The organism is Arthrobacter sp. CAN_A2, assembly GCF_015752045.1.
Lineage (GTDB): Bacteria > Actinomycetota > Actinomycetes > Actinomycetales > Micrococcaceae > Arthrobacter_D.
The window spans coordinates 212,019-226,092 of the sequence record NZ_JADOUS010000004.1; the positions used below are offsets into that span (position 1 = coordinate 212,019).

At 70.4% G+C, this 14,074-nt stretch carries 14 protein-coding genes; 7 read left to right on the top strand and 7 right to left on the bottom strand.

Features of this window, described 5'->3' with window-relative positions; all coding sequences use genetic code 11:
* Positions 1 to 101: 101 nt before the first annotated feature.
* Positions 102 to 1,751, top strand: a complete 1,650-nt coding sequence (locus IWX63_RS06915; protein ID WP_442859108.1) for an ABC-F family ATP-binding cassette domain-containing protein — start codon at positions 102 to 104, stop codon at positions 1,749 to 1,751.
* Positions 1,752 to 1,821: 70 nt separating this feature from the next.
* On the opposite strand, the gene IWX63_RS06920 is transcribed toward IWX63_RS06915, so the two are convergent.
* Genes IWX63_RS06920 through IWX63_RS06930 form a run of 3 tightly spaced genes read right to left on the bottom strand, consistent with a single transcriptional unit; the run spans position 1,822 to position 4,614 of the window.
* Entirely contained in the window at positions 1,822 to 2,703 is an 882-nt protein-coding gene (locus tag IWX63_RS06920) for a ribonuclease Z (protein WP_199277426.1), read from the bottom strand.
* Between the two features lie 45 nt (positions 2,704 to 2,748).
* Positions 2,749 to 3,423 (bottom strand): GAP family protein, encoded by a 675-nt coding sequence (locus tag IWX63_RS06925; protein ID WP_199277427.1) that lies wholly within the window; start codon positions 3,421 to 3,423, stop codon positions 2,749 to 2,751.
* Between the two features lie 39 nt (positions 3,424 to 3,462).
* Positions 3,463 to 4,614, bottom strand: coding sequence for an AI-2E family transporter (locus IWX63_RS06930; protein ID WP_199277428.1), 1,152 nt, complete (start codon positions 4,612 to 4,614; stop codon positions 3,463 to 3,465).
* A 477-nt stretch (positions 4,615 to 5,091) separates the two neighbouring features.
* Here IWX63_RS06930 and IWX63_RS06935 point away from each other — a divergent pair, with 477 nt between their 5' ends.
* The 4 genes from IWX63_RS06935 to IWX63_RS06950 all read left to right on the top strand — a co-directional run bounded on the left by IWX63_RS06935 (position 5,092) and on the right by IWX63_RS06950 (position 8,460).
* A complete protein-coding gene (locus tag IWX63_RS06935; protein ID WP_199277521.1) occupies positions 5,092 to 5,919 on the top strand; it encodes a CPBP family intramembrane glutamic endopeptidase in 828 nt (275 codons plus the stop codon).
* A 201-nt stretch (positions 5,920 to 6,120) separates the two neighbouring features.
* Positions 6,121 to 6,411, top strand: coding sequence for an FmdB family zinc ribbon protein (locus IWX63_RS06940; protein ID WP_199277429.1), 291 nt, complete (start codon positions 6,121 to 6,123; stop codon positions 6,409 to 6,411).
* A 34-nt stretch (positions 6,412 to 6,445) separates the two neighbouring features.
* Positions 6,446 to 7,702 (top strand): formamidase, encoded by a 1,257-nt coding sequence (fmdA, locus tag IWX63_RS06945; protein ID WP_199277430.1) that lies wholly within the window; start codon positions 6,446 to 6,448, stop codon positions 7,700 to 7,702.
* Positions 7,703 to 7,839: 137 nt separating this feature from the next.
* Positions 7,840 to 8,460, top strand: a complete 621-nt coding sequence (locus tag IWX63_RS06950) for a DNA alkylation repair protein (RefSeq protein ID WP_334685702.1) — start codon at positions 7,840 to 7,842, stop codon at positions 8,458 to 8,460.
* A gap of 36 nt (positions 8,461 to 8,496) precedes the next feature.
* Here IWX63_RS06950 and IWX63_RS06955 read toward each other — a convergent pair whose 3' ends face one another.
* From IWX63_RS06955 to IWX63_RS06970, 4 genes are all read right to left on the bottom strand, one after another.
* On the bottom strand, positions 8,497 to 9,258 hold the full coding sequence (locus tag IWX63_RS06955) for a glycosyltransferase (protein ID WP_199277431.1): 762 nt from the start codon (positions 9,256 to 9,258) through the stop codon (positions 8,497 to 8,499).
* Positions 9,259 to 9,301: 43 nt separating this feature from the next.
* Complete coding sequence (gene ypfJ, locus IWX63_RS06960) at positions 9,302 to 10,210, bottom strand: KPN_02809 family neutral zinc metallopeptidase (protein ID WP_199277432.1); 909 nt, start codon at positions 10,208 to 10,210, stop codon at positions 9,302 to 9,304.
* Positions 10,211 to 10,272: 62 nt separating this feature from the next.
* Positions 10,273 to 11,073 (bottom strand): SGNH/GDSL hydrolase family protein, encoded by an 801-nt coding sequence (locus IWX63_RS06965; protein ID WP_199277433.1) that lies wholly within the window; start codon positions 11,071 to 11,073, stop codon positions 10,273 to 10,275.
* A 111-nt stretch (positions 11,074 to 11,184) separates the two neighbouring features.
* Positions 11,185 to 12,714, bottom strand: coding sequence for an MDR family MFS transporter (locus tag IWX63_RS06970; RefSeq protein WP_199277434.1), 1,530 nt, complete (start codon positions 12,712 to 12,714; stop codon positions 11,185 to 11,187).
* A gap of 193 nt (positions 12,715 to 12,907) precedes the next feature.
* Here IWX63_RS06970 and IWX63_RS06975 point away from each other — a divergent pair, with 193 nt between their 5' ends.
* Positions 12,908 to 13,690, top strand: coding sequence for a thioesterase family protein (locus IWX63_RS06975; RefSeq protein WP_199277435.1), 783 nt, complete (start codon positions 12,908 to 12,910; stop codon positions 13,688 to 13,690).
* Between the two features lie 89 nt (positions 13,691 to 13,779).
* On the top strand, positions 13,780 to 14,064 hold the full coding sequence (locus tag IWX63_RS06980) for a DUF427 domain-containing protein (RefSeq protein WP_199277436.1): 285 nt from the start codon (positions 13,780 to 13,782) through the stop codon (positions 14,062 to 14,064).
* The last annotated feature ends 10 nt before the right edge of the window (positions 14,065 to 14,074 follow it).

The following is a 14,074-nucleotide window of genomic DNA, read 5'->3' on the forward strand; positions in this document are numbered from 1 at the left end:
CCCCCAGGATCACCGTGACCACTTCCTCCTCCCCGTCCCCGCACGCTGCCGCCCATCTGCGCGTGGACGGCCTCTCCAAAAGTTTCGGCGCGCGTCGGGTCCTGACCGACGTGTCCTTCACCGTCTCCGGCGACCGCGCCGGACTCATCGGCGAGAACGGCTCCGGCAAGACGACCCTGCTGCGCATCATCGCCGACATCACCACGCCCGACGGCGGCACCGTGACCGCGGCGCTTCCCGGGGGAGGGAGGCCGCGTATCGGCCTGCTGCACCAGGAACCGCCGTTCGCCCCCTCCGCCACGGTCGCAGAGGCGCTCGAATCCGCCGTCGCCCCGGTGCGTGCCGCGGCCGACGCGGTCTCCAGTGCAGGCCTCGCCCTGGCCCACGCCCCCGACGACCCGTCCGCCGGCGCGGCGTACTCGGCCGCCCTCGAGACCGCGGAGCGCGTGGGTGCGTGGGACGTCGATGCGCGCATCGCCGCCGTCGTCGCCGGGCTGGGCCTGTCCGCCCTGGCGCCGGACCGGACGACAGGCGAACTCTCGGGCGGGCAGCGCTCCCGACTCGCCCTGGCGTGGCTCCTCCTCAGCGCACCCGACGTGCTGCTCCTGGACGAGCCGACCAACCACCTCGACGACGACGCCGCCGAGTACCTGAAGACCCTGCTCGAGGAGTGGCGGGGCCCCGTGCTCATCGCGAGCCACGACCGGGCGTTCCTGGACGACGTCGTGACGACCCTGATCGACCTCGACCCCGCACCGCTGCCGCAGTCGGTCGCCGGACCCCTCGTAGCCGATGGCGACGGCACGGGCATCGGTGTCGTCCGGTTCACCGGCACCTACACCGACTACGTGCATGCCCGGCTCGACGCCCGGGAGCGGTGGGAACGCCGCTACAGGGACGAGCAGGGGGAGCTGAAACGGCTCCGCGCCACCGTGTCGGCCAGCCATCTCGTGGGCCATGAGGACTGGACGCCGCGGTCCGAAGGGCGCGCCAGCCTCAAGTTCTACTCCGACCGCAACGCGAAGGCGGTCTCCCGCAGGGTCGACGACGCCACCTCCCGGCTCATGACGCTCGAGAGCCGCCAGATCCGCAGACCGCCCGAGGAGCTGCGGTTCCAGGGCCTCGGCGCGGCCGGTGCACCCGCCGGACCGGCCGGGACGGGTCCCGTCCTCACCGCCGCGGAGGCCTCGGTGCACGGTCGGCTCGCCGCCACCTCGCTGGTGCTCTGCGCGGGGGAGAAGTGGCTCGTCACGGGCCCCAACGGATCCGGCAAGTCGACCCTCCTCCGCCTCCTGGCCGGTGACCTCCACGCAACCGCCGGCACGGTCAGCGTGGAGCCGTCACTGCGCATCGGGCTGCTCACCCAGGACGCCGAGCTCCCCGATCCGCGCGGCCGCGGTCCCGGACGGACGGCACGGCAGGCCTACGACGACGCCGTCGGACCGGCCTGCGCGCAGATCCCGCTCCGCACGTTCGGGCTCATCCCTCCGCGGGACGAGAACCGGCCCGTCCACGTGCTGAGCGTCGGCCAGCAGCGCAGGCTGGCTCTCGCGATCCTCCTGGCCGTCCCTCCCGACGTGCTGCTCCTCGACGAGCCGACCAACCACTTCTCCCTGCTCCTCGCCACCAAGCTCGAGGCCCTGATCCCCGGGTACCCCGGGACGGTCGTCGTCGCCTCGCACGACCGGTGGCTCCGGCGCACCTGGCGGGGCAGGCGCCTCGAGCTAGCGGACGGCTCCTCGGGGACCTGAGCGCGACCACGGTCAGCCGACCGGCGGCGCTGAGCTTCCGGGGACCAAGGGGAGCCGACCGGGGCCGGTATCAGCGGCGCGCCGGGAACGGGATGCGGTCGAGGTCCGACGCCGCGATCACGGTCGCCTCGCCGGCCGTGGCCCGTGCCTGCTCGGCCAGCAGGCCGACGTCGTCGTACCGGGACGAGAAGTGCGTCAGGACCAGTGCGGCGGCTCCGCCGTGACCGGCGAGGGAGCCCGCCTGCCCGGCCGTGAGGTGCAGGTACTGCGCGGCGAGAGTGGCGTCGTCGTCGCTGAAGGTGCTCTCGGTGACCAGGAGGTCGGCGCCGTCGGCGAGCGCGGACGCGCCGTCGCAGGGTGCGGTGTCCATGACGAAGGCGAAGCGGCGCCCGGCCCGGTGCACGCTGACGTCGTCGAGCCTCACGGAGCCGAGGCTCCCCTCGCGCTGCAGGCGTCCGACGTCGGGCCCGGCGATGCCCGCTGCCGCGAGCCGGTCCGGCAGGAACGTCCGCCCGTCCGGCTCGATGACGCGGTAGCCCAACGCCTCGACGCGGTGGTGCAGCCTCTCCACCTCCAGTCCGGGGGCGATCGGTCCGGCGGCGCCGTGGGGGTGCAGGTGCAGGTCGAGCCCCGGCGTGGCAAGGAACACGAGCGCGCGCACCACGTCCTCGCCGGACGCCGGATAGTGGACGTGCACGGGGTGCGTGACACCGTCGAGCACCATGCGCGAGAGGACGCCGGGCAGCCCGAAGCAGTGGTCCCCGTGCACGTGGGTGATGCAGATGCGGTCGATCTTCGACGCCGAGAGACCGGCGTGGATCAGTTGCCGCTGCGTGCCCTCGCCGGGATCGAGGAGGATCCCCTCCTGCTCCCACTGCAGGAAGTACCCGTTGTGGTTGCGGGTCCGGGTGGGTGCCTGGGAGGAGGTGCCGAGGATGACGAGCTCACGCATGACCCCAGTCTGGCACCGGGAGGGGCGCGGGAGGGTGCAGGGTGGTCAGAGCCGTGCGATGCCCAGGCCCGCGATGAACAGCCCGGCGATCAGGAGGGTGACACCCGTGATCGTCTGGCTGTGGCGTTGCATCCACGCGTCCAGGCCGGTCAGCATCGCTTCCGCACGCTCGGGCCGGCGCATCCGCAGGACGATCGGTACGAGGATCTCCGCCTGGGCGAGCAGGACGTACGCGAGGACGACCAGCGTGCCTGCAAGGAGGCGAAGGTCCTGGAGCCCGATCAGCGTGCCCGCGGTCAAGGAGAGCAGTACTGCCTTCGGCCGCAGATTCAGGGCCAGTCCCAGGATGAGGAACTGCCAGGGATGGGCTGAGTCGACCCGGGCTCGCAACCCGCTCAGTGCCGCGCGGTCGGTCCTGGGGGCGCGTGACAGGAGGTAGATGCCGTAGCCGATCACGAGCGCCGCCACGACCAGGCCGACCGCCGCCGCGCGCGCGTTCGGGTCCGGACCTTCCCGGATCGGAAGGAAGCGCAGTCCGGCCGCCGCACCGCCGACCAGCAGGAGGGCCCCGGCGAAGCTCCCGAAGAAGAACAGGAAGGCGCCGCGGTGGGCGTTGGGGGACAGCAGGATGATGATGGTCACGGTGGCGGGCACCGTGCTCATCGTCCCCGCGAAGGCGACGGGTATCAGGCTGACCAGCAGGCTCAGGAGGCTCAGCATCAAGGACTCACCTGGCGCCGGAGCCGACGACGGGGGACGTCATGCCTGCTCCTCGCGGGGGGTGGTGGGCTTCGCTCTCCGCTGGGCCCGCCGGGCACGGGTCTCGCCGGCCTCGTCCTCGAGGATTCCCCGGAGGTCCGATGTGTCCCCGGTGAGGGCCCTGCGCCACGCCGTCGACGGTTCCGCGTCGATGAGGATCGCCCGGACCAGGAGGGTCAGCGGCACGGCCAGGACGGCACCGACGGGCCCCAGGACCACGGCCCAGAAGAGCACGGAGACGAAGGTCAGGCTCTCGCTGAGAGACACCGCGTTACCGATGTACTTCGGCTGGACGATGGACTGGACGGCGCCGTTGATCACCCCGTAGACGACGATGACGGCGACGACGGTCGGCCAGCCCCCGGTGAGGAACCCGAAGAACAGGGGAGGGATGATGGCGATGAAGTAGCCGACGTTGGGGATGAAGCTGCAGATGAAGGACAGCAGGCCCCAGAGGAGGGCGCCCGGGACCTGGAGGAGGACGAGCACCAGCCAGTTGAACGCACCCTGGGCGAGGCCGAGCACCGTCGTCGCGACCATGTACCGGCGAGCCCCGGCTGCGAACCCGACGAGGGCGGGGACCAGCGCCGGGCGGTGGGGGGTCAGGTAGGTGAGGAGCGCCGGCACCCGGGATCCGTCGACAGCCATGAGGATGAGCAGGGTCAGGAGCACCACAAGACCGCCCACGATGCTCGTGACGCCGCCCAGCAGGCCGCCGATGAACGCGAGGATGTTCTCCGGTGTGAAAGTGTCCTCGACTGCGCCCGGCTGCCCCGTGCCGAGTCCGGCCGACGCCAGCAGCCCGGAGACAGATGCCCCCACCTGCTCCAGTTGCGGCGCGTACTGGGGGAGGAGGACGGAGAACTGGACGAGGGCCAGGACCAGGACCACGGCGAAGACCAGGACGAGGGCGAGGACGGCAGCGGTCGACGCAGCCGTGGCGAGTCCCCGCGAGACCCCGCGCCTGTGCAACCGACTCCGGAGCGGGTGCACGCACAGGGTGAGGATGACCGCCAGGAACACCGGGACGACGACACCCCGGACGGCAGCGATCCCGAACGCTGCCACGGTCGCTCCGCCGAGGGCGAGCAGGACGGTGGTGCTGCGCGGGAGGGCTGATCGCGGATCGGGAGCAGGCGGGTCCGGCATCATGGGCTTCTCCTTCTACTGGAGGGATGCGGTGGGACGGGCGAGGTCGTCGAACGCCGGGTGCGGGACCTCGGGGGAGCAGGAGCGGTGGATGCGGACACGCGCGCGGAGCGGGCGCTCGCGGGGGACGGCCGGGGGTTCGTGGGACTGAGGACGGCCGCCACGGCGATCCGAACGACATGGACCGCCGACTCCGGCAGGGCCGCTCCTTCGGGATCCTGGCGATGTGCGAGCACGGAGTACCCCCGATCCTGACGACCGTGTCGCAGCCCATCTGACGGCACGCAAGTGCTGCACTCATTGTCGACGCGGGGAGGTGATGCAGTCTCACCCGTCGGGGATGAGACTCGGCGTGCGCCCAGGGTGTGGACCGACCGGCGGACGAGGGAAAGAATGGGCATCGACCCGGCACACCGTCGAAGGAGCACCACCGTGGACCACGCAGCAGCGCCGGCACCGGACGCGCCTCTCCCGGGAGCCATGCTCACGGCGACGCGGTCCTGGAAGCAGGGCGCCTGGCACACGCCCTCCCGGGCACTGGTCCCGGCCGCACTGGTGTCCCTCGCCGGCTTCGTCCTGCTCGTACTCCACCAGCCCCTGTCCGGCTACGGACTGCTGGCCGTGGCGCTCGCCGTGGCCGCCGTCGTCGACCGCGCCCTGTTCAGGGACCTCGTGCTGATCGCCTTCGGCGTCACCGTGATGACCCTCGTGCCCATCACCACGGATATCAGCGTCGAGCACATGGCGGTCATGGGTTCGGCCATGATCCTCGCCGTCGGCGTGCCCTACACCGTCTCGCGCTTCGCGTACCGTGACCACGCGGTCACCTTCCCGCTGCGGACCGGTGTGCCCTGGACCCGCGCGGAGAAAGGGTACCTGCCCGTCGTCGTCGTGATGGGCTACGCCCTGCTGCCGTTCTACCTGATCAGCACCGGGGTCTACACGAACTGGCCGGCGGCCTCGGAACCGGCGGAGATCGCGCGCCTGTTCATCGGCACCAACGGCCTCGGGATCTGGGACGAGCTGTTCTTCATCTGTACGGTCTTCGCCCTCCTGCGCCGCCACCTGCCCATGGTGCAGGCCAACGTGCTGCAGGCGGTGCTGTTCACATCGTTCCTCTGGGAACTGGGCTTCACGGCGTGGGCACCGCTGTTCATCTTCCCGTTCGCGCTCCTGCAGGCCTTCATCTTCACCCGGACGCGCTCGCTGTCCTACATCATCTGCGTGCACCTCCTGTTCGACTTCGTGCTGTTCCTCGTCCTCCTCCATGCGCACAATCGTGCGTGGTTCGACATCTTCATCTACTGAGGCCGTCTCCGGGGTGCCCGTGTTCGGCGAATTGCACGGCGTTGACACGTAATTTGGGCGGGACTAGTATCGCCGTCACCACCCCGCACCGCGAATGTCACGCTTTTCCGGCCCGACGCGATGTGCGGGTCGGAAGAGCTTTTATCCCTGCATACGTGCCGGGCCGGTCCATGATCCTTGCCGGGAAGAAAGGTCTGCCTCATGCCGATCTACGAATACCACTGCCCCCGATGCAAGGTGTACGAGATCATCCGGGGCATGGGAGCGGCTCCGGCGGAGGACACCTGCCCGACCTGCGGGCAGCCTGCCCGGCGCAAGATCAGTGCGCCCCATGTCTCCAGGACAGGGACAGCGGCATTCCAGCTCATCGATTCGACCACGCGCAGTGCGTCGGAACCCGACGTGGTGTCCGGGGCACTCCCGTCGACGGGCAAAGGCGCCGCTCCTGTCTATTCGACGAATCCGCTTCACAGGAAACTGCCACGACCTTAGTCATAACCCGACGACAATCATCGAAGGAGATGAAATGCCTGACGTCATATTCCCCCTTGATTCGAGCAGGAAATTCGAGGACCAGGAGAAAGTCGGACACAACCGGTGGCACCCGGAGATCCCCCCGGTGGCCACGGTGAAGCCCGGCGATTCCTTCAGGGTCCATTGTCGGGAATGGTTCGACGGCGCCATCGTCAACGACGATTCCGCCGATGACATCCTGAACGCCCCGCTCCTCACCGTCCACAAACTCAGCGGCCCCTTCGCCGTGGAAGGCGTGAAACCGGGGGACCTCCTCGTCGTCGACATCCTGGACGTCGGTCCCATCCCCCAGGAGGACTCGGGCCCGCTCGCCGGGCAAGGGTGGGGGTACACCGGGATCTTCTCGCGGAACAACGGCGGCGGGTTCCTGACCGAGCAGTTCCCCGACGCCTACAAGGCCATCTGGGACTTCAGCGGGCAGGTGGCGACCTCGCGGCATGTGCCGGAGGTGTCCTACGTCGGGCTCATCCATCCGGGCCTGATGGGCACGGCGCCCTCGGCGGGCCTGCTGGCGAAGTGGAACAAGCGGGAGGGCGACCTGATTGCCACCGACCCGCACCGCGTCCCCCCGCTCGCGCTGCCGCCCGAGGCGGAGCACGCCCTGCTCGGGAGCCTGCCGGCGTCCGAGTTCGACCGCGTGGCGGGGGAAGCCGCCCGCACCGCACCTCCCCGGGAGAACGGCGGCAACCAGGACATCAAGAACCTGTCGAAGGGCTCCCGGATCTTCTACCCCGTGTTCGTGGACGGTGCGAACCTGTCGCTCGGCGATCTCCACTTCTCGCAGGGCGACGGCGAGATCACCTTCTGTGGTGCGATCGAGATGGGAGGCTTCATCGACCTCCGCGTCGATGTCATCAAGGGCGGCATGGACACCTACGGCGTGAGCGAGAATGCCATCTTCATGCCCGGCATCGTCGAACCCCGATACAGCGAATGGATCGCCTTCTCGGGTACCTCCGTGACCCTCGACGGCAAGCAGCACTACCTGGATTCGCACCTGTCCTACCAGCGGGCATGCCTGCACGCCATCGACTACCTGACGAAGTTCGGCTACAGCCCGGAGCAGGCCTACCTGCTGCTGGGATCGGCGCCGATCGAGGGCCGGCTGTCGGGCGTCGTGGACATCCCCAACTCCTGCTCGACCGTCTACCTCCCCACGGCGATCTTCGACTTCGATATCCGCCCCTCCGCCGCCGGCCCGCACAGGATCGACGCCGGCATGGGCGCACCGAGATCGCGCAACACCTGAGGGGGCGAAGGCCCGGGCGCGGCTGACGCGCTGACGGCGGGTGCCTGAACCAGCACCGCGATCCGTAGGATCGACTCCATCGGTGATACCCCAGCGTCCGTTCGTCGGGCGGACCTCCTGACCGGGATGTCCGCCCGATGACCATGCCCTCCGACGCCGCCGACTTCATCGACGGCTCCCTCCAGTACGAGAGCTCGTGGGAACGTGCCGAGGACTACGAGCGGCGCTTCGGGACGGGACTGGAGTACTACGGGGCCTCGATGGGCGCGGTCCGCGGGACCGTCCGCAACGCGGAACGCCGGTATCCCGGTCTCGGGCACGACGACGTCACCGCCCTCGCCTCCGAGCTCTGGTCCCGTCCCGTGTTCGAGCGCCGCCTGGCGGCCGTGGTCCTGCTGCAATCGGCGGGCCGGCTGCTGCGCCACTCCGACCTCACGCGCATCGAGGGCTTCCTCCGCTCGGCGCAGCTGCACGATCTGGCGGATCCACTCGCGGTGGACGTCGTGGGGCCGATGCTCCTGCGGCTGCGCGGCCAGGATGCCGTCCGGGCGGCGTCGGTGCTGGACCGGTGGGCGGCGGGGCAGGACGCCGCGCTGCGCCGGGCCGCGGTCCTCGCCCATCTGCCGGCCTTCCGGGCGGGGCAGGGCGACAACGCCTCGTTCCGCCGGACGGTCCGTCTCGTCACGGGCGCCGGGCACGGCCGGGTGCCTGCCGTCGAGGACGCGATCGAGCTGGTGCGGGACGGCGGAGCGGCCTGACCGGGCTGCAGGGCGGCAATGCTGCCGCGCCGCCTGCTACCGGATGTCGATGGTCCGGACGAGTCTGCCCCGGAGGGCCGGCAGGAGGTGGTGGACGCCCATCAGGCCGAGGCCGTAGCGGCGGACGCGCCGCATCGACGTCGCCACCTTGAGCGCGGGATCGATCTTCACGGCGTCGAGGCCGAGGCGGTGCGAGATCCTGACGGAGAAGTCGATGTCCTCGTCGCGCTCGTCGATCGCGGTCCGCTCGATCCCGCCGGTCGCCAGATAGGCCGAGGAGCGGACCGCCATGTTGTGGCCGGCGACGAAGCGCAGGTAGGCGGGGTCCAGGTGCTGGACCGCCATCATGATCCGTAGCGTCGCCAGCGCACCCGGCATGAGGAGGTCGTCGCCCCACCGGAAGTATTCGTCCCGCAGCGGGATGCTCGTGCCGCCGACCAGCTGCACCTCCGGGTGGTGCGCGAAGAGGGTGCGGATGCGGCCGGTCCAGTCCGCTTCGGGCTCGCTGTCGCCGTCGGTGCGGGCGACGAGCGTGGAACCGTCCGCGATGGCCGCACGGAACCCGGTATCGCACGCCGCGCCCGTGCCCTTCTGCCGCTCCACGAGGACGCGGATGTCGAGGGCGGTCTGGGCGGCCGCGAAGCGTTCGACGCGTCGCACGGTGTCATCCGTGGAGCCGTTGTCCACGACGTAGATGCGCATGTCCGCGGCGTCGTGCTGTCCGCGGAGCGCTTCGAGCGTGCGGGCGATCCCGGGTTCGTTGAACACGGGGACGACGACGGCGAGGCGGTCGGTCATGGATTGGTCCTTCGGGGACGCGGGGGTGTCGTCGGGCATGGGGTCACGGGCTGTCGAGGTCGGACGCGGAGAAGGTGTCGCAGGACTGCAGGTCCCCGGTCTCGAATCCCTGCGAGAACCAGGCCTGGCGCTGGGCGCTGGAGCCGTGCGTCCAGCCCTCCGGGTCGACCTGCCCGGTCGCTGACTCCTGGATGCGGTCGTCGCCCACGGAGGCCGCCGCCGAGAGGGCGTCCTGGAGGTCCGTGTCCGAGAACGGCCGGAGGAACGGCTCACCGGATTCCGCGTCGGGGACGGAGACGGCGTGGGCTGCCCACATCCCGGCGAAGCAGTCCGCCTGCAGCTCGACGCGGACGCCGCCCGATTCCGCTCCCTGCGGGTCCTGCTGCGCGGCGCCGAGGGTCCCGATGAGGTTCTGGATATGGTGGCCGAACTCGTGGGCCACCACGTACTCCTGGGCGAGTGGTCCGCTGGAGGAGCCGAAGCGGGTGACCAGGTCGTCGAAGAAGGCCGTGTCGTAGTAGGTCTGCTCGTCCGCCGGGCAGTAGAAGGGGCCGACGGCGCTCGTCGCCGTGCCGCAGCCGGTGTCCTCCTGGCCGGTGAAGAGGACCACGCCCGGCTGGGTGTACGCCACGTCGAACTGGTCCAGGTAGGGCAGCCAGAACCCGTCGAGGCTCTCCGCTGTCGCGAGGATCCTGCAGTCGAGCTGCTCGTTGGCGTCGGCGCCCGTGAGGCACTCGCTGATCGCGCCGCCGGCTGTGCCGGCACCCTGGTCCTGCGCGGTGGCGGACCCGTCGTCGAGCCCCAGCTGGTCCACCACGCCGGGACCGAAGATCAGCGAGAGGATGAGGAGGAGTCCGCCGCCAATGCCGCCGCCGACGGCCGCACCGCGCCCCCGTCCCCGCCGGTCGCTGACACGCGAGGGGTCGAGTTGGACCTTGTCATTGAAGCTCATGATCCAACCATAAGCCGACTTAGCGTTCATCGGTGTCGCGGCCCGCCCGTCCGCGTCGGGTGCTAGGCGAGCGGCGTGAGCACCGCAGTCGGCGGTGTCCGTGCGGCGATCACGTTCGCGGCGCTCAACCGCAGTGCCCGGAGGTCCTCCTCGAGGACCACCGCCGCGCGCCGGTGGCCGCCGGCATTCAGATGGACCTTGTCGGCGAGGAAGGCCTCGAGACCGTAGGTCGTCAGCCAGTCACCCGCCGAGACGAACGGTATGCCGCGCTTCTCCGCGAGGTCGCCCAGGAGGGCGTCGACCTGGTTGCGCCGGCCGCCGCCGTCCCCGGCGCTGCGGCTGAGGGTGCCGACCATGACCAGGCGCGACGACGGATACGTGCGCTGGAGGTCGAGGATCAGGGCATTCGCACTCCCGAGGATGTCGCCGTCGGACGCCCCGAGCGCTGCATCGTTGCCTCCGCCGCCGATGACGACGAGCGCGGGATCCCCGTGCGGCAGGATCCACCGGTTGCTCGTGAGGGAGTCGTAGTAGTTGGGGACGCGGTCGCGCTGGTTCGAGGCGACGAAGCCGGTGCCGCCCGCTCCCATGAATTTCACCGAGTAGCCGAGGTTGCGCAGGGCTACCTGCGGCCAGCTCTCGCGCCCGGAGGATTGGGAATCCCCGATGAGGACGGCGGTGTGCTGGAGATCCGCGACGACGACCTCCCGCCGGTCCGTGGAGGGGTTCTTCACGATGCTGCCGACCGGGAGGGGCTTGTCGGGGGTGTCCGCGGCGGCGGGAGGAAGGCATCCGAGCAGGAGGCCGAGGGACACGAGGGCCGACAGGGCCGCGGCACGGGCACCACTGGTCCTGCCGTTCATCGAGCCCCCCGATCCTCGCACCCACCGCCCCCACAGGCGTCTGCACCAGCATATCGCCGAGGGCTCCGCCTCTGCACCGGCGCGCGGCGAACCAATGGACCGTGTCGGGTCCTAGTGCAGGGGCGCCGGGGCGTCGTCGGCGATCCGGGGTGCCCGGACGAAGAACGAGGCGACGACGGCGAGCAGGAAGATGACCGCTCCGTACAGGAACGCCGCCCGGATGCCCCCGGCGAGCGCGACGTCGGCGGCAGCCCCGCCCTCCGCCAGTGACGTGCTCCGGAGGGTCATGACCGAGATGAACAGCGCGGTGCCGGCGGCGCCGGCCAGCTGCTGGACGGTGCCGAAGACCGCGCTGCCGTGCGAGTAGAGCCGTGGCCGCACCGAGCCCAGGGCCGAGGTCAGGAGCGGCGTGAACATCAGCGCGAGGCCGATGCTGAGCAGGACGTGCGCGGTGAGGACCAGGGGTACGGGGGTCGTCTCGGTCACCTGCGTCATGGCCCAGAAGACGGCGCTCACCAGGAACGCACCCGGGACCAGGAGGACGCGGGGGCCGCGACGGTCGTAGATGCGTCCCACGACCGGTCCGAGCAGTCCCATGGCCAGTCCGCCCGGGAGCAGGAGCAGCCCGGACTGGAAGGGGCTCAGGCCGAGGACGGACTGCGCGTAGATGGGGATCAGGATGATGGTGCCGAACAGCGCCATCATGCTGACCGCGATCGCCACGATCGAGATGGAGAAGTTCCTGGAGGTGAACACCCTCAGGTCCAGGAGGGCGGCGTCGCGCCGCTGCAGGACGAGCTGGCGGGTCACGAACACCGCGAGGCCGGCCAGGCCGACGACGAGGGGGACCCAGGCGGGGATCGCGCTGCCCGTGGACGCCTCGCCGAGCTGGCTCAGCCCGTAGATGATGCCCCCGAAGGCGACGGCGGAGAGGACGACCGACGGGACGTCGATGGAGGACCGCCGCGGGGTGGCCACGTTCTGCATCTTGGCCGAGCCGATCGCCAGTGCCGCGAGCGAGATCGGCAGGACCAGCCAGAACAGCCAGCGCCACTCGAGCGCGCTGAGGATGGCGCCGGAGATGGTGGGGCCGAGGGCGGGCGCGACGGAGATGACGATCGAGATGTTGCCCATCACCTTGCCCCGGGATGCCGGCGGCACGAGCGTCATGACCGTGGTCATGAGCAGCGGCATCATGATGGCGGTCCCGCTGGCCTGGACCACCCGTCCGACCACCAGGATCTCGAAGCCCGGGGCCATCGCCGCGATGAGCGTGCCGAGGCTGAACAGGCTCATGGCCGCCATGAAGACGGGCCGCGTGTTGAACCGCTGCAGGAGGAACCCGGTGATCGGGATGACCACGGCCATGGTGAGCATGAACGCCGTGGTCAGCCACTGGCCCGCTCCGACCGTGATCCCGAGATCCGAGACGAGGCGGGGGATCGCGACACCCATGATCGTCTCGTTGAGGATCACCACGAACGCCGAGATGAGCAGGAGCGTGATGACCAGCTTGTCGCGGGCCGGGAGGGCGCCTGCGGTCGCGGCCGGCGCACCGCCGGTCCGACTGACGGTGTCCGGGCGTGGTGCGTCCCGGCCGGGATCGGCGTCCGTGACGCGGGACGGGGGGCTCTGGGTCATGGGAATCCGCTCGGTTCTGTGTGCTGTGCGGCTCGTCGGGGCTTGCGCCGGCCGGATGCCGTCCTCTGTCTGTCGTGTACTGGACCGGAACCCGCGATGGTTGATCCGGTCAATCAACTGAACCCCGGGCGGGCGGACTCTATTCCGGCCCGTGGCGCGCCCGCTCCGGGGAGCGCGCCCGTCGTCGCCTAGCATGGGCTGGGTGAATTCTTTCTACCGCGATCTCGGCAGCGGAAAATTCGAGTCGACGATCCACGCCCAGGGCGCCTGGAATCCGCAGGAGCAGCACATGGCCCCGATTTCGGGGCTGCTCACGCAGTGCCTGCTCGAGTGCGAACCGCGCGAGGGGATGCAGCTCAGCCGGGTGAGCTTCGACATCCTCGGGATGATCCCGGGCGGCGAGTTCTACGTGACCGCCGCCGTCGTCCGTCCCGGGCGGACCATCGAACTGGTCGAGGCCCGCATGGAGGCGGCCGGCCGGACGGCGATCGTCGCCAGGGCCTGGCGGCTCAGCACACAGGACACCGCCGACGTCGCCTGCGTGGAGGACCCACGGATGCCCGGTCCCGACGACGCCGGCCCCCACGAGGGCATGACCGCGTGGCCGGGCGGTTTCATCCGGTCGCTCGAGGTCCGCGTGGTCCCCGGGCACCGGCCCGGCCGGGGCCAGGTCTGGATGCGCAACCCCCACGCGATGGTGGAGGGCAGGCCGTCCTCCGACGTGGTGCGTCTTGTCGGGATGATGGACGCCGCGAACGGGATCGCCTCCCGCGTGGCCCCGGGCGGTGACAGCTGGATGTTCCCCAACGTCGACCTGCAGGTCCATCTCCACCGCATGCCGCGGGGTGAGTGGCTGGGCCTGGACACCCGCGTGACCTTCGGCGGGCACGGCGTGGGCCTGACCTCCAGCGTGGTGCACGACCTCGACGGGCCCTTCGGCCGGCTCGAGCAGATCCTCACGGTGCGCCGGCTCTGACGCACACCGGAATGCCCCGGCCCGCCCGGGGGTTGCACGGGATACGCAGTCCGCGCCGCACGGCGGGACGCCGTCGAGGAGGAGAAGGCATGCCGAAAGCAATCTGGAAAGACACGGTCGTGGCCCAGTCGGACGAGACCGTGATGGTCGAGGGGAACCACTACTTCCCCCCGGAGTCCATCGTGCAGGAATTCTTCCGACCCACCGAGTCGCACACGGTCTGCCCCTGGAAGGGGACGGCCGGCTACTTCACGCTGACCGTGGACGGCCAGCAGAACACGGACGCGGCGTGGACCTACCCGGAACCGAAGGAAGCGGCGGAGAACATCCGCGGTCACTACGCTTTCTGGAAGGGCGTCACGATCAGCGACTGACACCACCCGA

Coding starts and splice junctions, on each gene's coding strand:
- ypfJ (WP_199277432.1), bottom strand. CDS start 10,210: ATGAGCTTCAATGACAAGGTCCAACTCGACCCCTCGCGTGTCAGCGAC.
- IWX63_RS06940 (WP_199277429.1), top strand. CDS start 6,121: ATGCCGATCTACGAATACCACTGCCCCCGATGCAAGGTGTACGAGATC.
- IWX63_RS06975 (WP_199277435.1), top strand. CDS start 12,908: ATGGGCTGGGTGAATTCTTTCTACCGCGATCTCGGCAGCGGAAAATTC.
- IWX63_RS06920 (WP_199277426.1), bottom strand. CDS start 2,703: ATGCGTGAGCTCGTCATCCTCGGCACCTCCTCCCAGGCACCCACCCGG.
- fmdA (WP_199277430.1), top strand. CDS start 6,446: ATGCCTGACGTCATATTCCCCCTTGATTCGAGCAGGAAATTCGAGGAC.
- IWX63_RS06965 (WP_199277433.1), bottom strand. CDS start 11,073: ATGAACGGCAGGACCAGTGGTGCCCGTGCCGCGGCCCTGTCGGCCCTC.
- IWX63_RS06935 (WP_199277521.1), top strand. CDS start 5,092: ATGCTCACGGCGACGCGGTCCTGGAAGCAGGGCGCCTGGCACACGCCC.
- IWX63_RS06980 (WP_199277436.1), top strand. CDS start 13,780: ATGCCGAAAGCAATCTGGAAAGACACGGTCGTGGCCCAGTCGGACGAG.
- IWX63_RS06970 (WP_199277434.1), bottom strand. CDS start 12,714: ATGACCCAGAGCCCCCCGTCCCGCGTCACGGACGCCGATCCCGGCCGG.
- IWX63_RS06925 (WP_199277427.1), bottom strand. CDS start 3,423: ATGCTGAGCCTCCTGAGCCTGCTGGTCAGCCTGATACCCGTCGCCTTC.
- IWX63_RS06950 (WP_334685702.1), top strand. CDS start 7,840: ATGACCATGCCCTCCGACGCCGCCGACTTCATCGACGGCTCCCTCCAG.
- IWX63_RS06930 (WP_199277428.1), bottom strand. CDS start 4,614: ATGATGCCGGACCCGCCTGCTCCCGATCCGCGATCAGCCCTCCCGCGC.
- IWX63_RS06955 (WP_199277431.1), bottom strand. CDS start 9,258: ATGACCGACCGCCTCGCCGTCGTCGTCCCCGTGTTCAACGAACCCGGG.